This is a genomic window from Limosilactobacillus reuteri subsp. porcinus, assembly GCF_036621895.1.
Taxonomy (GTDB): domain Bacteria; phylum Bacillota; class Bacilli; order Lactobacillales; family Lactobacillaceae; genus Limosilactobacillus; species Limosilactobacillus reuteri_J.
This window is the reverse complement of the sequence record NZ_LN887496.1, coordinates 17,307-33,666: the sequence shown is the minus strand read 5'-3', so window position 1 is coordinate 33,666 and position 16,360 is coordinate 17,307. Positions and strand designations below refer to the sequence as shown.

At 39.1% G+C, this 16,360-nt stretch carries 17 protein-coding genes and 1 riboswitch; of the genes, 14 read left to right on the top strand and 3 right to left on the bottom strand.

Going from position 1 to position 16,360, the window contains the following annotated elements; genetic code table 11:
• Window positions 1–127 precede the first annotated feature (127 nt).
• A riboswitch (Lysine riboswitch) is annotated at window positions 128–307 on the top strand.
• 90 nt (window positions 308–397) lie between these two features.
• The 7 genes from lysA to AACL61_RS09620 are packed head-to-tail and all read left to right on the top strand — an operon-like array spanning window position 398 to window position 7,622.
• A complete protein-coding gene (lysA, locus tag AACL61_RS09650; RefSeq protein WP_102817055.1) occupies window positions 398–1,708 on the top strand; it encodes a diaminopimelate decarboxylase in 1,311 nt (436 codons plus the stop codon).
• A 36-nt stretch (window positions 1,709–1,744) separates the two neighbouring features.
• Window positions 1,745–2,455, top strand: coding sequence for a 2,3,4,5-tetrahydropyridine-2,6-dicarboxylate N-acetyltransferase (gene dapD / locus AACL61_RS09645; RefSeq protein WP_102817056.1), 711 nt, complete (start codon window positions 1,745–1,747; stop codon window positions 2,453–2,455).
• Between the two features lie 12 nt (window positions 2,456–2,467).
• Entirely contained in the window at window positions 2,468–3,613 is a 1,146-nt protein-coding gene (locus AACL61_RS09640; protein ID WP_102817057.1) for an N-acetyldiaminopimelate deacetylase, read from the top strand.
• 27 nt (window positions 3,614–3,640) lie between these two features.
• A complete protein-coding gene (dapA, locus tag AACL61_RS09635) occupies window positions 3,641–4,564 on the top strand; it encodes a 4-hydroxy-tetrahydrodipicolinate synthase (protein ID WP_102817058.1) in 924 nt (307 codons plus the stop codon).
• A 3-nt stretch (window positions 4,565–4,567) separates the two neighbouring features.
• The gene (gene dapB / locus AACL61_RS09630) at window positions 4,568–5,347 is read left to right on the top strand and encodes a 4-hydroxy-tetrahydrodipicolinate reductase (protein ID WP_085649553.1); all 780 of its coding nucleotides are present in this window, start codon (window positions 4,568–4,570) and stop codon (window positions 5,345–5,347) included.
• Window positions 5,348–5,359: 12 nt separating this feature from the next.
• The gene (locus AACL61_RS09625; RefSeq protein ID WP_102817059.1) at window positions 5,360–6,544 is read left to right on the top strand and encodes an aminotransferase class I/II-fold pyridoxal phosphate-dependent enzyme; all 1,185 of its coding nucleotides are present in this window, start codon (window positions 5,360–5,362) and stop codon (window positions 6,542–6,544) included.
• A gap of 19 nt (window positions 6,545–6,563) precedes the next feature.
• Window positions 6,564–7,622 (top strand): aspartate-semialdehyde dehydrogenase, encoded by a 1,059-nt coding sequence (locus AACL61_RS09620; RefSeq protein ID WP_102817060.1) that lies wholly within the window; start codon window positions 6,564–6,566, stop codon window positions 7,620–7,622.
• 57 nt (window positions 7,623–7,679) lie between these two features.
• Here the strand turns inward: AACL61_RS09620 and AACL61_RS09615 are convergent, their stop codons facing one another.
• Window positions 7,680–8,738, bottom strand: a complete 1,059-nt coding sequence (locus AACL61_RS09615) for a CdaR family transcriptional regulator (RefSeq protein WP_102817061.1) — start codon at window positions 8,736–8,738, stop codon at window positions 7,680–7,682.
• Window positions 8,739–8,947: 209 nt separating this feature from the next.
• On the opposite strand from AACL61_RS09615, the gene AACL61_RS09610 reads away from it, so the two are divergent.
• From AACL61_RS09610 to AACL61_RS09585, 6 genes are all read left to right on the top strand, one after another.
• On the top strand, window positions 8,948–10,243 hold the full coding sequence (locus tag AACL61_RS09610; protein WP_003671750.1) for a GntP family permease: 1,296 nt from the start codon (window positions 8,948–8,950) through the stop codon (window positions 10,241–10,243).
• Window positions 10,244–10,261: 18 nt separating this feature from the next.
• Complete coding sequence (locus AACL61_RS09605; protein WP_102815947.1) at window positions 10,262–11,413, top strand: glycerate kinase family protein; 1,152 nt, start codon at window positions 10,262–10,264, stop codon at window positions 11,411–11,413.
• Between the two features lie 240 nt (window positions 11,414–11,653).
• Window positions 11,654–12,037: a hypothetical protein gene (locus AACL61_RS09600; protein ID WP_102815948.1), complete on the top strand. Its 384-nt coding sequence runs from the start codon at window positions 11,654–11,656 to the stop codon at window positions 12,035–12,037.
• Complete coding sequence (locus tag AACL61_RS09595) at window positions 12,030–12,326, top strand: hypothetical protein (protein WP_231125338.1); 297 nt, start codon at window positions 12,030–12,032, stop codon at window positions 12,324–12,326. Before AACL61_RS09600 ends, AACL61_RS09595 begins: the two co-directional genes overlap by 8 nt.
• Before the next feature lie 169 nt (window positions 12,327–12,495).
• Window positions 12,496–14,007, top strand: coding sequence for a C40 family peptidase (locus AACL61_RS09590; RefSeq protein ID WP_339111315.1), 1,512 nt, complete (start codon window positions 12,496–12,498; stop codon window positions 14,005–14,007).
• A 151-nt stretch (window positions 14,008–14,158) separates the two neighbouring features.
• Entirely contained in the window at window positions 14,159–14,362 is a 204-nt protein-coding gene (locus AACL61_RS09585) for a hypothetical protein (protein ID WP_003668273.1), read from the top strand.
• Between the two features lie 74 nt (window positions 14,363–14,436).
• On the opposite strand, the gene AACL61_RS09580 is transcribed toward AACL61_RS09585, so the two are convergent.
• Both AACL61_RS09580 and AACL61_RS09575 read right to left on the bottom strand, forming a co-directional pair.
• On the bottom strand, window positions 14,437–15,384 hold the full coding sequence (locus tag AACL61_RS09580) for a diacylglycerol/lipid kinase family protein (RefSeq protein WP_102815951.1): 948 nt from the start codon (window positions 15,382–15,384) through the stop codon (window positions 14,437–14,439).
• A gap of 144 nt (window positions 15,385–15,528) precedes the next feature.
• Window positions 15,529–15,741: a DNA-directed RNA polymerase subunit epsilon gene (locus AACL61_RS09575; RefSeq protein WP_003666803.1), complete on the bottom strand. Its 213-nt coding sequence runs from the start codon at window positions 15,739–15,741 to the stop codon at window positions 15,529–15,531.
• Window positions 15,742–15,876: 135 nt separating this feature from the next.
• Here AACL61_RS09575 and AACL61_RS09570 point away from each other — a divergent pair, with 135 nt between their 5' ends.
• A complete protein-coding gene (locus AACL61_RS09570) occupies window positions 15,877–16,353 on the top strand; it encodes a hypothetical protein (RefSeq protein WP_102815952.1) in 477 nt (158 codons plus the stop codon).
• The last annotated feature ends 7 nt before the right edge of the window (window positions 16,354–16,360 follow it).

The following is a 16,360-nucleotide window of genomic DNA, read 5'->3' as shown; positions in this document are numbered from 1 at the left end:
TGAGTGCTTTCAAGTTTCAGTTGTATAAGGTAAGTAAAATAAACTTTCTTACATCTAATGGATTAAAAAAACTTTTTAAATTTAATTATTTGTATTGACATTCTCATAAAAGACTTATAAGCTATGTATAAATCGAAGAGGCGCAACCGACACTAGTAAACTAATTTAGTCCGCCAAGACATTGAGGTTAGTTGAACAGGGAAGTTGCCGAAGCGCTTAGTTTGGCACATTAAGTAGCTGGGTCGTAGTTGAATAAGCTACGGACTGTCGCAGGACAATAAGAGCCTGCGTTGCGCTATCGACAAATCAGAATGGATAAGTGAATTCCACTGTTTGTTTGCGCAGACAGTGGATTTTTTATAGCCTCTTTACTACAAATCTCATGGAGGAATTACAAATGAACGAACAGATTACTGATCAACAATTAAATGCCGCTGGTCATCTAACGATTGGGGGATGTGATGCGGTTGACTTAGCTCATCAGTTTGGTACCCCGTTAGTTGTTTATGATGTTCAACAGATTCGCCAACAGATTCGAGCATTTAAGCGGGTTTTTGAAGAAAATAATGTTGATTATGCGGTTAGCTATGCTAGTAAAGCTTTTTCAGCAATCGCAATGTATCAAGTAGTTGCTGCAGAAGGTGCGCATGTTGATGTTGTTTCTGGTGGTGAATTATATACGGCAATCAAAGCCGGCTTTCCAATGGCTGATGTTAGTTTTCACGGAAACAATAAATCACGGGAAGAATTGGAAATGGCAATTGACCATCACGTGGGAACAATCATGATTGATAACTTCCATGAGATTGAATTGCTAGCAGACGTTTTGGAGAAGCTTGATGCACATGTTGATGTAATGTTGCGAATTACTCCTGGAATTTCTGCTCATACAAATAAGTACATTCAAACTGGTCAGGTTGACAGTAAGTTTGGGTTTGACCTTCAATCAGGACAGGCAGATGAGGCGTTAGCAAAAGTCCTCGAGAATCCCCGGATGCAAATGAAAGGGTTGCATGCCCATATTGGTTCACAGATTTTTGAGCTTGCGGGATTTGAGGGGGTAGCTAAGAAGTTGGTTGAAGTTGCTGCCCACTGGCAAGAAAAATTTAACTATCAAGCTGCTGTGATCAATGTTGGGGGCGGTTTTGGAATTCGTTATGTAAAAGATGATACACCACTTGCTCCAGAAGAATTTGTGGCAGCAATTATTAAGGCAATTAAAGCTGAAATTAAAGAAATAAATCTTGCTATGCCAGCGATCTGGATAGAACCCGGACGTTCAATCGCGGGGCCCGCTGGTTATAATCTTTATACTGTTGGATCACGTAAAGATGTACCAGGGTTGAAGCCATATGTAACAGTTGATGGGGGGATGGGTGATAACATTCGTCCAGCACTTTATGAAGCACAATATGAAACGGTCTTAGCAAATAATCCTCGTGCAGAGTTGGTTGAACATGTTCGGGTAGCAGGAAAGTATTGCGAGTCTGGTGATATCCTCAGTCAGAATCAGGTATTACCGGCTACAAAACCAGGAGATGTCTTAGCGATGCTTGATACTGGTGCTTATGGCTACTCCATGGCTTCAAATTATAATCGGAATCCTCGACCAGCAGTTGTCTTTGCAGAAAAAGGCACAGCCCAGGTTGTAATTAAACGAGAAACCTATGATGATTTAGTTCATTTGGATGAACCATACCAACAATAATTTGACATATATAAAGGAAGAAAGAGGTAAATAATTATGGCTGAATTAGATGCACAAACAATCATTAACTACATTAGTAACGCACCCAAGAAGACACCGGTAAAGGTCTACCTTAAAGGAAATCTAGGTGATTTAGAACTTCCCGCAGAAGTAGAAACCTTTCTTGAACCGCATACGGGAGTTATTTTCGGTGATTGGACAGTTATCGAACCGTTATTAAAGAAATACAGTTCAGCAATTGAATCTTACCACGTGGAAAATGATGCGCGTAATTCAGCGGTTCCTTTGCTCGATTTGAAGAATATTAATGCCCGCATTGAGCCAGGAGCAATTATTCGCGATAAAGTTCTTATTGGTGACAATGCTGTTATTATGATGGGCGCAACAATTAATATTGGTGCTGAAATTGGTGCTGATTCGATGATTGATATGGGGGCAGTTCTTGGTGGCCGTGCAATTGTTGGGCGCCACTGTCATATTGGTGCTGGTACTGTATTAGCTGGAGTTGTTGAACCAGCTTCAGCTGAACCAGTCCGCATTGATGATAATGTAATGATTGGCGCCAATGCGGTGGTAATTGAGGGAGTGCACGTTGGGGAAGGCGCTGTAATTGCTGCTGGTGCCGTGGTTACTCATGATGTAGCCCCCCATACGATGGTTGCAGGAGTTCCTGCTAAGTTTATTAAAAATGTCGATGATCAAACCGCTGGCAAGACTGAATTAGAGGATGATTTACGGAAGCTCTAGGAGGAGTTCAAGATGTTAACAGAAGAAGAATTAATTCAAATTCGTCGTCACCTCCATCAAATTCCAGAGCTGGCTCTTCAAGAATTTGACACCCACCAATACTTAGTGGAGACAATTGCTGGTTTTAACCAAGCCTTTTTAGAAGTTCGTACCTTTAAGGAATTACCAACTGCTCTTATGGTGTTGGTTCATGGTCAGAATCCACAACGAACAATTGGTTACCGAACAGACATCGATGCTTTACCAGTTGAGGAACAAACAGGTTTACCATACTCATCAATCCATCCAGGAGTAATGCACGCCTGTGGTCATGATATTCATATGACGGTTGCGTTAGGGGTATTGAATTACTTTAGTGAACACCAGCCGCAAAATAATCTCCTGTTTTTCTTCCAACCGGCCGAAGAAAGCGAAAATGGTGGAAAACGGGCATATGAATTGGGCTTGTTTAGTGGAAAGTGGAAACCAGATGAGTTTTACGGTTTGCATGATAATCCTGATTTGCCAGCGGGAGCAATTGGCTGTCGGATGGGGACCTTGTTTGCGGGAACCACGGAAGTTAATATTGACCTCAACGGTAAGGGCGGGCATGCGGCATATCCCCAAGATGCTAATGATACGGTTGTTGCAGCAGCCTCATTAATTCTTCAAGTGCAGACTGTGATTTCGCGGAGTATCGATCCTATTCAAAGTGGTGTAATTACCTTAGGGAAAATTAACGGTGGAACGATTCGAAATGTTATTGCTGGACATACGCGGATTGAAGGAACGATTCGGGGACTAACGCAGACGATGATTGAAACTATTGATGATCGCTTGAAGGACGTATGTGAAGGAATCGGGCGTAGTTTCAACATGGATGTTTCCCTGGAATTAAATCAGGGTGGCTATTGGCCAGTAGAGAATAATCCAGAATTAACAAAACGTTTTATCCATTATATGGAAGAAACACCAACTGTAAACTTTATCGAAACAGAACCCGCAATGACCGGGGAAGATTTTGGCTACTTACTGGCTAAATTTCCAGGAACCATGTTTTGGCTTGGGGTTGAAGATGATTCACAATTACATTCGGCCACCCTTACCCCCAATGAAAAAGCAATTAAACGTGGGGTGGATGCGATTACTGGTTTTCTTGAATATCGAATGCAAAATTAATAGGGAATAAATAATGGAGGAATGAATATGACATTATTACAAAATGCAGACTTAATGACGGCAATTGTAACTCCCTTTGATGATGAGGGAAATATTGATTATGGTCGTTTAGAGTATTTGACGAATTACTTAATTGAACATGGGAGCAATGGTTTTGTTATCGGGGGGACAACTGGCGAAACTCCAGAACTCACTCATGATGAAAAAATTGAGCTATACCAACATTTCGGTGAAATTGTAAACGGACGGGTTCCCGTTATCGCTGGAACTGGAAGCAATAATACTAAAGAAACAATTGCCTTTACTAATGAAGTTGCACAAATTAACGGTATCAATTATGCCCTTGTTGTTGTTCCTCCTTATAACAAACCTAACCAACGGGGAATGGTTGCTCATTTTACAGCAGTTGCGGATAATGTTGACCTCCCAATCATCATTTACAACATTCCTGGTCGTACAGGGGTAAAAATGGCTCAGGAAACCGTAGTAGAATTGTCCCATCATCAAAATATCGCCGCTGTAAAACAATGTACATCTTTGGAAGAACTTGAATACATTGTTGAACACTGCGACCCTGATTTTGCAGTTTTCACAGGTGAAGATGCACAGGCGTTAACTGCCCGGGTTTTAGGAGCAAATGGGGTTATCTCGGTTGCTTCCCATACTTATGTCGATCAAATGCGTCAAATGTATGACTCACTATACCGGGGCGATTATCAAACTGCTGGTAAGTTGCAACGGTGGTTAACTCCCCGGATGGCCGCTTTGTTTATGTTCCCATCACCATCACCAGTTAAAGCAGTTTTGAATGCGCAAGGTTTTAACGTTGGGGGTTGTCGCTTACCAATTCTTCCATTAAATGAAGAAGAAAAACGCGAATTAGAGGCTGCCTTATCATTACCTACTAATTCACTGACTACTAAGAACTTACCTTTAAATTTGGGGGAATAAAGCATGAAAAAAGTTTTAATTGCTGGTGCGACTGGAGCAATGGGACAAAAGGCGGTTGATCTAGTAAATTCACTCGCTGGGTTTGAAATTACCGCTGCGCTTGCACCAACCTTAACAAAAAAGAATATGACCAATTTTCACCTTGCATCATCTGTTCAGCCTTATCAAACTTTGGATGAAATTGAAGATGGGGTTGCTGATATTTGGATTGATTTTACCTTGCCAAGTGCTGTTTATCAGAATGTTAAGTTTGCACTTGAACATGGAATGAGGCCGATTGTTGGAACGACTGGCTTAGCCGATGAACAACAAACAGACCTGGTGCGCCTCAGTGAAGAAAAACATGTGGGCGGATTGATCGCTGCTAATTTTGGGATGTCAGCAGTTCTTCTTATGAAATTTGCTCAGGAAGCGGCTAAATATTTCCCTGACGTTGAAATTATTGAAATGCATCATGGTGATAAAAAAGATGCCCCATCGGGAACGGCTTTGAGTACCGCAAAGTTGATTGACCAAGTCCGTCCTGCACATGAGACAAATCCTGATGAGACAGAGAGCTTAACTGGTGCGCGGGGTGGCGACTACCATGGGATTAAGATTCATGCTGTTCGACTTCCGGGGTACATTGCTCACGAACAAGTTCTCTTTGGTGGGGATGGCGAGGCCCTGACTATCCGCCAAGATTCATTTGACCGTCAATCCTTCATGAATGGGGTTAAAGTTGCTCTGGAAAAAGTTGACGGATTGTCAAAATTAGTAATTGGCTTAGAAAATATTTTATAAGAGGGTGAAAAAATGCCAAGACTCCATGCTGAATTAGCAACAACCGTAAATAGTCATCTGGCAGCTATTCCGCCAGCACAGATTCGCGCATTTGATGAAGAAATTTCTGCCGTTCCTGGACTAGTAAAATTAACGCTTGGGGAACCGGACTTTGCTGTGCCAGATCATGTTAAGAAGGCAGCAATTGAAAGTATTCAAAATGATGATTCTCACTATTCACCAAGCAAGGGTAAGATTGAATTACGCAAAGCGATTAGTAAATATCTTGAGAAGAGTCGTCATGTTTACTATGATCCTGAAACCGAAATTGTGGTCACGATTGGGGCAACAGAAGCGGTAACCGCGACAACATTTGCGATGCTAAATCCAAGAGATAAAGTAATTATTCCCACTCCAGCATTTTCGCTATACTTCCCGAGTGTTTCCCTAACTGGTGCTGAACCGATTAAAGTTAACACTGCTGAAGATGGCTTTTTGCTATCTGCTGAAAGACTAGAAGAGGTATTAGCAAAAGAGGGTCCGGCAGTAAAGGCTGTTCTCTTAAATTATCCTAATAATCCAACTGGCCGTTCGTACACTGAAGAAGAGTTAAAAGCATTGGCTAAAGTAATTGAAGATCATCACATCTATGCGATTGTTGATGAGATTTATAGTTCATTGATGTACGATCAACCCTTCCATTCACTTGCGACACTTTTGCCCGAGCAGACAATTCTGATTAGTGGTTTATCAAAATCACATGCAATGACAGGTTATCGTTTAGGATATGTGGCTGGTCCGGAAGAATTTATTTTAACGATGTCAAAGATGCATTCATTTATGGTAACGTGCCCAAATGATACTGCGCAAGCAGCCGCGATTGAAGCGTTAGAAAACGGGGCTGATGATCCGCAAGAATTTAAGCAGGCCTATCGTCAACGGAGAGATAAACTTGCGAGTGCAATGCGAAAGATGGGCTTTGAAATTGCATTGCCAGATGGCGCATTTTATATTTTTGCTAAAATCCCTGCTCAATTTGGGAAGGATGATCTCGCCTTTGCTCGTAAATTAGCCCACGAAGCTAAAGTTGGCGTGATTCCTGGAAACGCATTTGGCCCTGGTGGAGAAGGATATATTCGCTTATCATATGCAGCGGCAGATTCTGTTATTGATACGGCGATTGAACGGTTACAAAATTTTATGAATGATTTAGGATAGGTTGAAAGAAGGAACTAAGATGAGTAAAGAATATAATGTCGCAATTTTAGGTGCTACTGGTGCAGTTGGGACACGGATGATTCAGCAATTGGAACAATCAACAATTCCAGTAAAGAGTGTGAAATTATTGGCATCCGCCAAGTCAGCTGGGAAGCAATTATCATTTAAAGGCCAACCGATTACTGTTGAAGAGACTACACCTGATTCTTTTGAGGGGGTTGATATTGTGCTTTCATCTGCTGGTGGATCAGTATCAAAAAAGTTCCTTCCAGAAGCAGTAAAGCGGGGAGCAGTTTGTGTTGATAATACGAGTGCTTTTCGAATGGAACCCGATGTACCGCTAGTAGTTCCAGAAGTAAATGAAGAGGCATTAAAAAATCATCACGGAATTATTGCTAATCCTAACTGTTCGACAATTCAAATGGTAGTAGCATTGGAACCAATCCGCCAAGCATTTGGATTAAATCAAATTATTGTTTCGACTTACCAAGCAGCTTCAGGAGCAGGTCAATCAGCCTTAAATGAATTACGACAAGAAACCCAAGACTACCTTGATGGTAAAGATATGCAAGCAGATGCCATGATTTTGCCAACAAAGGGTGACAAGAAGCATTATCCATTAGCTTTTAATTTATTGCCGCAGATCGATGTCTTTGAAGATGATGGTTACTCCCATGAAGAATGGAAGATGATCCACGAAACAAAGAAGATCATGTTAGACGACATGGACGCTAAGGATATTAAGGTTACTGCCACTTGTGTTCGTGTACCTGTCCCAATTGCTCATGGAGAATCGATTTACTTTACTGTTAATGATCCAACGGTAACTGTTGACCAATTGCGGGCAGTATTAAAGGACGCTCCCGGGGTAGTTTTACAGGATGATCCAGCGCACCAGGTTTATCCTCAACCAATTAATGCTGTTGGTAAGCGTGACACTTTTGTTGGTCGTCTCCGTGCAGATGAAGAAAATACTGGTTCCTTTAATATGTGGGTTGTTGCTGATAATCTCCTTAAAGGGGCTGCCTGGAATACCGTTGAAAATGCAGAACGGTTAGTCGCAAATGGGTTAGTTTAAAATTTTATAATCATAATAAAAAATACTCTCTGAATATAGGGAGTATTTTTTGTATGGTTATAAAGTTTGTCGATAGTAAAAAGTAATGTAGCCAATAAAAAGTTGAAATAAGTCTTCAGTATTTTTAGGATCTAGTTCAAAAAGTTTTTTAATGCGAAGTAATCGGTTATTAAGTGTATTACGGTGTACAAATAAATTATGCGCAGTTTGATTTACACTCATATTACACTTAATGAACTCACGGATTGTATCGATCAATTCTTTCCCATCTTTTCTTTTTAGCAAGGCTTCATATTGATCATTAACTGCTATTAAATTTAAATCACTATCTAATACCTGTTTAATAAAAGAGACTTGTGAGTAATGCCTAAATGATGGCTTTCCAAAAATATTACTTAATCGCAGTGTTGTAACTGCTTGCTCCGCTAATCTACCAAGCAAATTACCCCAATTACTGATACCGTATTCAATTTCTTGATGTTCGAGTTTTTGTTGAATATATGTTTCTTGGTGCTTTGAACTGAGGATAATCAACTCAATGTGATTAGTAAGAGAAAAAATAATTGTTTCCTGATCTAGTTTAAGGTTTTTGATTATCTGAGAACTCCCAGCAATTGCAATTACAAGTCGTTGTTTTGCTAGATTTATATTTAGACGATTTGCTTCCTCAACTAGTTCACTATCAAGTTGCGGATTTTGATACTTGCTGATATTAATCCACCTATAAATAAATCTTTGTTTAACTTTTTCAATTTCGTGCTCTTGTTCATTTTCTTGTTTTTGCTGTAGCAAGAGCTCGACTGCTGTTTTTAGCAATGATGCTAGGGGAGTAACTTTATTAGGGTCACCAGTAATTCCAACAACACCAATAATTTCATTTTTAAATTTTAAGGGCATATTAACGCCTGGCTGTCCATGATTTCCATATTGGTGCTCCATTGGTAGTGTTTTTCGCTGTTTTATCGCATCAACAGCTCCAACATGTAAAGTATTTATCCTGCTTTTATTTCCACTTGCAATAATATAACCTTTCTTATTCATAATATTAATGTTATACGGTATTTGCGTCATCATATGATCGACAATTGATTGTGCAAGTTCTGGTTTGAGTTCCATTATTTTCTCCTTACTGATTGGTAATTAGACGATAAGATTTTGATAATAGGATCTGTGTACAAAATGCATAATAATCTTTGTGCAAAACATAACTTGTTATAAGCTTGTTTAAGGATTAATGTAAACGATGACAAAGGGATACTGTTTCTTGTGATGTTTTATCTTATTTTAATATTTCTTTACTAGCAATCAAAGAGGAGGCTTATAAAATGATTTCTTGGTGGGGAGCATTAATAGGATTAGCACTTGCGATTTTTTTAATTTTACGAAAATTAGATCCAGTATATTCATTATTACTAGGTGCAATAGTCGGCGCCGTTATTGGTGGGGCTGGTTTAGAAGGAACTATTAATATTTTGGTTAAAGGTGAACAAAGTGTAATGGGAACGGTCCTTCGAGTATTAGCAGCAGGAATGTTAGCTGGTGTTATGATGGATTCTGGGGCTGCCGAAACCCTTGCACGGACAATTGTTAATAAATTTGGTGATCGGTTAGCTATTTTTGCATTAGCTCTAGCAACGATGGTAATTACAGCTGTGGGTGTCTTTATCCCAGTCGCTGTTTTAATTGTTGCACCAATTGCCCTTGAAGTTGGTCGCAATATGCATATTTCAAAATTATCTTTATTGGTTGCCTTATCTGGTGGAGGCAAGGCAGGTAACATAATCTCACCAAATGCAAATACAATTGCAGCAGCAAAGGGTTTTGGGCTTGAACTAAGTCAAGTAATGATTGCTGATTTTATTCCTGCCGTCATCGCTTTAATAGTTACAGTTGTTGTAGCTAGAATGATCCGCAAAAAAGGTAGGGCAGTTCTAGAACAAGATCTTGAAGATAGTGCAAAAACAATCAAGCAAAGTGATTTGCCGACATTTAAACAAGCCATCGTTGCTCCTGTTATTGCAATAGTTTTACTTTTATTAGGACCAATTGGAACTATTTGTCATTTACCATTATTAGCAAAGGTAAATTTAGATGCTACCTATGTTTTGCCATTTGCAGCAATAATAGGTGCTCTAGCAATGGGAAAAGGTGAAAAAATTAAGAGCTATGCTCAGACCGGTGTTAGTCGAATGACTGGCGTAGTAATGATTTTAATTGGTGCAGGTGCAATTGGTGCTACTATTACTGCGTCTACTTTCCCAGAGTTATTAATCGAACTTATTAAGGCAAGTCATGTGCCTGGTGTCTTATTAGCACCACTTTCTGGTATTCTCATGGCCGGAGCAACTGCTTCAACCTCTACGGGTGTTATTTTAGCTACTGGTTCTTTTGCCAAGTCTATTTTAGGATTTGGTGTTGCACCACTTGCAGCGGCTGCAATGGTTCATACTGGGGCGATTGTCATTGACCAATTACCTCAAGGAAACTATTTCCATGTTACAGCGAATGCAATGCATATGGATATTAAAGAACGATCGCAAGGTATTTTTTATGAATTCTTAGTTGGAGGTTCCGCAATGTTAACCGCAACTATCTTGTATGGCTTTTTGCATTTACTATAAATGAAAGGATGATCAGTGATGAAATTTGTAATTGCTCCAGATTCATTTAAAGGCGGACTAACAGCAAAAGAAGCAGCAAATGTGATGGCAGAAGGAATTAAAAGAGTGTTTCCGAATGCCGAGTATGTTTTAGTTCCAATGGCTGATGGGGGAGAGGGGACTGTTCAATCCTTAGTTGATGCGACTAATGGTCAAAAAATGATTGCTAAAGTCCACAACCCATTAAATAAATTAGTTAATGCTGAGTATGGGATATTAAGTGATGGGGAAACAGCAGTGATTGAGATGGCGGCAGCAAGTGGGCTTCAATTTGTTAATGAGGAGACTGCGAACCCGCTTATTACAACTACATATGGTACCGGCGAGTTAATTAAGGATGCTCTTGACCATAACATTAAAAAAATAATTATTGGAATTGGAGGAAGTGCAACCGTTGATGGCGGTGCAGGAATGGCCCAAGCACTTGGAGCACGTTTATTGGATGTTGATAATCATGAAATTGGTTTAGGCGGTGGTGCGTTAGCAAGTTTAAATCAAGTCGATTTTCGAGGTTTAGATCCCCGTTTAAAAAATGTAGATATTCAAATTGCATCAGACGTTACCAACCCATTAACAGGAAAAAATGGGGCAGCCCCAGTATTTGGTCCACAAAAGGGTGCTGATGAAGAAATGGTGAATATCTTGGACAAAAATCTTCATCATTATGCACGAAAAATAGTTGCAGCTGGTGGGCCTGACGTTGAACAAACAGCAGGTGCAGGGGCAGCCGGTGGTTTAGGAGCCGGATTAATAGCTTTTACCAGTGCAACAATGAAGCGAGGAGTAGAATTAGTGATTGAAGCAACTCAACTACGAAAAAAGGCAGTTGGCGCTGATTATGTTTTTACTGGTGAAGGGGGAATTGATTTCCAGACTAAATTTGGTAAAACGCCATATGGAGTCGCTAAGGCAACTAAAGAGGTGGCTCCAACTGCTCCGGTAATTGTGTTGGCTGGAAATATTGGTAAAGGTGTAAATGATCTATATTCATCCACGGCCATCGATGCAATTTTTGCAACTCCTGAGGGGGCTAAACCATTAAAAACAGTATTAGCAGATGCACCTATTGATATTGCGCAAACAGCAGAAAATGTTGCACGTTTAATTAAAGTAAGTCATGTTAATAATTAGGAATTAAAAGAGGGTGGAAAAAACTTTGCTTTTTTCTCACCCTCTGCTATTTTCACGAACAATTGCAAGATAACGTAGAACTAGCTTCGCGTTGTCACAAGGTTCGCGTCCGAGCGATAATCAACCCATGCCGTGTAAATCATCGTGCTAAATTAGCCAACCGCCTTGTCGAGAAGACTGTTTTCTACGCACATTTTACAGCAAATTACTGGCTTGGCTTAGTCTTATAAAGACCGTATAATGAATTGGAAGATAATCAAGGAGAATTTAAAAATGGAAGATAATAAATATCAATATGATGAAAACGGCTTTCGGGAAGATCTAAAAGATGATCCAGATGTTCTTCACCAGCCAGATGCTGACCGTACACAGCGCGATTTAATAACTCTGGACTATGATGAGACGTTGGCATTTCTTAATGGTGAAAAGGAAGTTAAGACTGTTTATGACTTTTCAGATGATGTTTTGGAAAAAATAAAAGAAAAATATCCAACCCTAAATGATACACCGATCAATAAAGTAATCATGGAAAAATATCAGCAGATTTTATCCGCTCGATACAATGAATCACAAGCAAATAATAAGACGGTGCATGTCGATGATAGCGAGGATAATGATGAATAGTCTAATAACGTTTATTATTTCAATTGCCTTTTTAGGATTAGTGATTTGGGAAAATCGTTTACATAGTCAACTTGGATTTTTGGCAAGTCAACGACCAGATAAAGTTACAAAGGATTTTATTCGGGTAGTTCGTCAAGAAAAATGGTTGAATTGGATCTTGTGTATACTAGCAATTATTGTTTTCATGACGACTAGTCGTTACTCAGTTCTATTAATGAGTATTATTACAATTATTGAATTGTTATTAGTAACTCGTATGGATCGTGTAAAAAATGAAATGATAGATTAAATATTATTATAATGATTAATATTTTAAGAAAGAGTAACGTTTTTTAAGAACTATCTAATAATTGCTATACGCATTTAAAAATTAATGGTAAAGTTAGAATTGTGTATTTCACTAATTTATTATTGTTTGTTTAGTTTTTAGGAACTTATTGGGAGGGTGTTTTATTTATATGAGTAAAAAAAGAACACATCATTCAAATAACCATCGATCTCGTGGCGTTTTTGCAGGAGCAGTTAGTGCCTTAAGTTTATTAGCAGTGACAACACAAGCAGTTAATGCTGAACAGCTTACTGTTAAGTCTGGTGACACTATTTGGGGGCTTGCAAAACAACATGGACTTTCTATTAGTGTATTAGAACAAGCAAATCCTTCAGTTAAGAAGATAAGTGATAGCATCGACTTAATTACAGTTGGTCAACAATTAACGTTGCCTACTACTCAACATGATGCTAACGCGGATTTGAATGCTGATGGTAGTTATACTGTTAAGCCTGGCGACACGCTTAGCTCTATTGCAGATCGTTATAATGTAACTGTTAGTCAATTAATGTCATGGAATAACTTAAGCTCTAATGATTCATTATACATTGGACAACAACTCAGTGTAACAGGTCCTGCGATCTCAACTGCTGTAAACGCGCCCGTTGTAAGTACCCCTGTTGCTGATGCGAGTGTATCGGCTCAGCAACCGGCTGCTCAATCGACAGACACAACTTCATTGATCCAGGTTCAAACTTCAGCAGTTGCCTCTGCTTCTGTGCCTCAACAAGATGTGGCTAGTAGCCAACCAGCAGGAACTTCACAAGCAACTCCTGCTTTGAGTGCAACGCAACAAGTTTCAACTTCTTCAACAGTAGCTGCTCCTAACCAAAGTGCAGCCAACAATAGTAGTACCACTATTGCGAATAGTACAACTTCGACTTCTGCTGCTGTAACGTCCTCAGCAACTACTAATAGTCCAGCCATTACAACAGTTGCTGCTCAACCTGCTACAGCTAATAATGTTCAGGTTGCTTCTGCCTCAGCTGAAAATAGTGTTGCACCGCAAACACAAAGTTTTGCTGTTAGTCAAGCTACTTCAACAGCTGTGAATACTGCTGCTTTATATGGACAATCATTTGTTCAAGCAGCACCAGTAGCAAGTCAAGCTTCACAATCACAGACTGCACCAGCATCACAAGCGACGGATAACGTTCAGAATAGTAATGCTGCTTCGCAACAAACAACTGTTGTAACGTCACAAGCTCAACCGCAACAATCACAAGCGGCTGCTAGTCAACCTGCACAGCAAGCAGCAACTACTAATCAAGATTTACAACATGGTTCTGTAGTTAGTCTTGCCACTAAGATTGCTAACTCTAATAGTGTTCCATACGTATGGGGTGGTGAAAGTCTTAGTGGAATGGATTGTTCTGGATTAGTTAAGTATGTTTATGCTAATGCGGAAGGTAAGCAATTACCACACTATACAGGAGCACTTGAAAACTGTGTGGACCAACATCCAGTTAGTGAAGCTAAGCCAGGCGATCTCTTATTCTGGGGTAACCATGGTTCAACTTACCATACAGCTATTTACACAGGAAATAATCAATATGTGGCCGCTGCTCACCCAGGGACTAATGTTTCGACTTACACAATCAGTCCATACTTTAATCCAAGTTTTGCCGGAACGGTTAAATAGTTCTGATAGATTATTAGAGCTTTTTCATTAGATAGTAACAAAGATGTAACCTAAAAAGGGTTAACATTCTTCTATCCTCGTGTTATCTTACTTATATTGCAATTCCAGTATTGCTCTAAAAATATTTCACATTTATTGGGGAGTGTTAAATATGAGTAACAAACATGAAATTGAAGAAGATTTATACCGTGCACAGTCCCGTTTGGATGATTTATGTAAACAAGAGGGACAGGAAAATACGGGCACTCAGACTGTTACTATTCAACCAAAATACGGTGAAGAGATGCAATCTTTACGGGAAGAATGCAGTCAGTTACGGATTATTTTAGAAGCGATGGAAGCTTCTGAAGATTAATAAACTAAAAAAGATTAACAAAAAGCAGTAAGCGCTAGAAGAAAAAATTATCTTCTGGACTTACTGCTTTTAACTTATTTTCCTGTTGTTTGCCAAATTGGATATTGACTAATGTCTAGGGTGAGGTCGATAAAACGATTACCTATTTCTTCTCCGTCAGTTTGACTAAATTCTAGTGAAGTAGTTGTGATGTGGAGATTATCGCTTTGGAAGTGGTGGGCAAATTTTGATTGGTCTAAATTGCCTCGGGCTAATTGCAGCAATTGCCATATTGTCATAGGCCATCCTTTCCGTTCAGCGACGACTAATTCCAATGATGGTTTCTTTAACGAAGCGCTTGGGGCAACTTTAAATCCACCACCGATAAATGGATGGTTGCTGGTAATTGCGATGTAAGCTTTAGGAAAAATAAAGCGTTCACGCCCAGATTGAATCATCAGGGTAAAGGGCTCTTGATCATAGATTACTCCAATTGCCTTTTGGAGGTAGGTGAAACGCCCAATATGATTTTTCTTGTGATGAGCCTTAAACGTATTAGCACGACTAACAATTGCCGCGTCAAAACCAATTCCTAAATTATTAAGAAAATAACCTTCTTCACCCCGAATCGCCTCATGATAATGACCAATGTTAATTTTTTGTGGTGCGTCTGCAGTTAAAATTTGATTTAATGCCCTTTGTGGATGCATAGAAATCCCGTAACCGCGGGCAAAATCATTTCCTGTCCCAGCAGGAATATATCCAACCGCAAGTGGTTTTTTATTCAATCGCTTGGCCGTCTTCATAAGTCCATTAACAACTTGATGTAGCGTACCATCACCACCAATCGCAATGACAATTGTTGATCCCGCATTATGAGATTGGGCGATTTGGCTGGCAAGGTATTCTCCATGATTAGGATACTTAGTTGTTTCCATGTGATAATCAATTTGTTGTTGATCTAAGACCGGTTTAATTGACGACCATGCCTTTTCTGCATTACCATTACCAGCATGACGGTTGAGGATGATTGAATAATTCATCAATATTCCTCCTTTGAATGGTGCCAAAAAGCAAAATAATATTTATATTCGAATAATTAATTCAGTATTTTTCTAATGTTCATAAGAAAGTTGGAGGCTGAGAAAAACAAGCGTTTTTCTCAGCCTCTGTTAATGATTAAAAGCTTAGAACGTCGTCAACTTAAAGTTAGGGTTTTGCTTTTCGTAAGCAAGGGCCTTTTCATCAAGTTGTTCTACAAATTCAATATTGTAGTCAGTGTTGTGTTCAACCATTAAAAGTGCTTCAGCTTCTGAATCAGCTTCAATATACAATGATTGAGTGTTTTCACGAACTGGGCGTTTTGTCTTATCAGCTTGGTAGTATACTTTAAAAGTCATACTGTTAAAAACTCCTTAATTAAAGATATTATGCAGTAATTTACTTTATTATTCTATCACAGATAACCAAAAGTGTCTTAAATTTTCCTAACATGGTATTATTAAATAAAGGTAAAGGCCAACGAGGTGATAGTCATGGTTATATTCTTAATCTGTATTTTAGCAGCAATAATTGTTATTGCTCTTTATTTAACGATCCATCGCGTATTTCTTAAGCGAGCAACTATGATGGTACAGAAAAACGCTCAAGACGTTACTGATGCAACATTAAATACTAGTTTGAAAGAAATGTTACATTGGAATAAAAATCTAAATTCTCAAATTGTTGCCGATGTTTGGGGAAAAGGTGTGCTTGCTTTTGAATACCATTTTGATTATAAAAAAGAAAATATTAATCTTGATGATTTCACACGTCAAAAACTAGCAGCAGAACTTAATGAATATGCAAAACGACACCATTTAAAGATGGCTCCCAAAGCCTCTCAACCGTTTATTATAACCGATTGGTGGAAATATGAGGGGATTTTGCATATCGATATTGCCTATTTGATAAATGAAGCAACTGTTGAGTACATTGAAGATTTAAAAAAATTAAATCAAAATAGTAATTAGTGAAAAT

Coding starts and splice junctions, on each gene's coding strand:
- lysA (WP_102817055.1), top strand. CDS start 398: ATGAACGAACAGATTACTGATCAACAATTAAATGCCGCTGGTCATCTA.
- AACL61_RS09620 (WP_102817060.1), top strand. CDS start 6,564: ATGAGTAAAGAATATAATGTCGCAATTTTAGGTGCTACTGGTGCAGTT.
- AACL61_RS09615 (WP_102817061.1), bottom strand. CDS start 8,738: ATGGAACTCAAACCAGAACTTGCACAATCAATTGTCGATCATATGATG.
- AACL61_RS09585 (WP_003668273.1), top strand. CDS start 14,159: ATGAGTAACAAACATGAAATTGAAGAAGATTTATACCGTGCACAGTCC.
- AACL61_RS09605 (WP_102815947.1), top strand. CDS start 10,262: ATGAAATTTGTAATTGCTCCAGATTCATTTAAAGGCGGACTAACAGCA.
- dapB (WP_085649553.1), top strand. CDS start 4,568: ATGAAAAAAGTTTTAATTGCTGGTGCGACTGGAGCAATGGGACAAAAG.
- dapA (WP_102817058.1), top strand. CDS start 3,641: ATGACATTATTACAAAATGCAGACTTAATGACGGCAATTGTAACTCCC.
- AACL61_RS09570 (WP_102815952.1), top strand. CDS start 15,877: ATGGTTATATTCTTAATCTGTATTTTAGCAGCAATAATTGTTATTGCT.
- AACL61_RS09595 (WP_231125338.1), top strand. CDS start 12,030: ATGAATAGTCTAATAACGTTTATTATTTCAATTGCCTTTTTAGGATTA.
- AACL61_RS09600 (WP_102815948.1), top strand. CDS start 11,654: ATGAATTGGAAGATAATCAAGGAGAATTTAAAAATGGAAGATAATAAA.
- AACL61_RS09590 (WP_339111315.1), top strand. CDS start 12,496: ATGAGTAAAAAAAGAACACATCATTCAAATAACCATCGATCTCGTGGC.
- AACL61_RS09640 (WP_102817057.1), top strand. CDS start 2,468: ATGTTAACAGAAGAAGAATTAATTCAAATTCGTCGTCACCTCCATCAA.
- AACL61_RS09625 (WP_102817059.1), top strand. CDS start 5,360: ATGCCAAGACTCCATGCTGAATTAGCAACAACCGTAAATAGTCATCTG.
- dapD (WP_102817056.1), top strand. CDS start 1,745: ATGGCTGAATTAGATGCACAAACAATCATTAACTACATTAGTAACGCA.
- AACL61_RS09610 (WP_003671750.1), top strand. CDS start 8,948: ATGATTTCTTGGTGGGGAGCATTAATAGGATTAGCACTTGCGATTTTT.
- AACL61_RS09575 (WP_003666803.1), bottom strand. CDS start 15,741: ATGACTTTTAAAGTATACTACCAAGCTGATAAGACAAAACGCCCAGTT.
- AACL61_RS09580 (WP_102815951.1), bottom strand. CDS start 15,384: ATGAATTATTCAATCATCCTCAACCGTCATGCTGGTAATGGTAATGCA.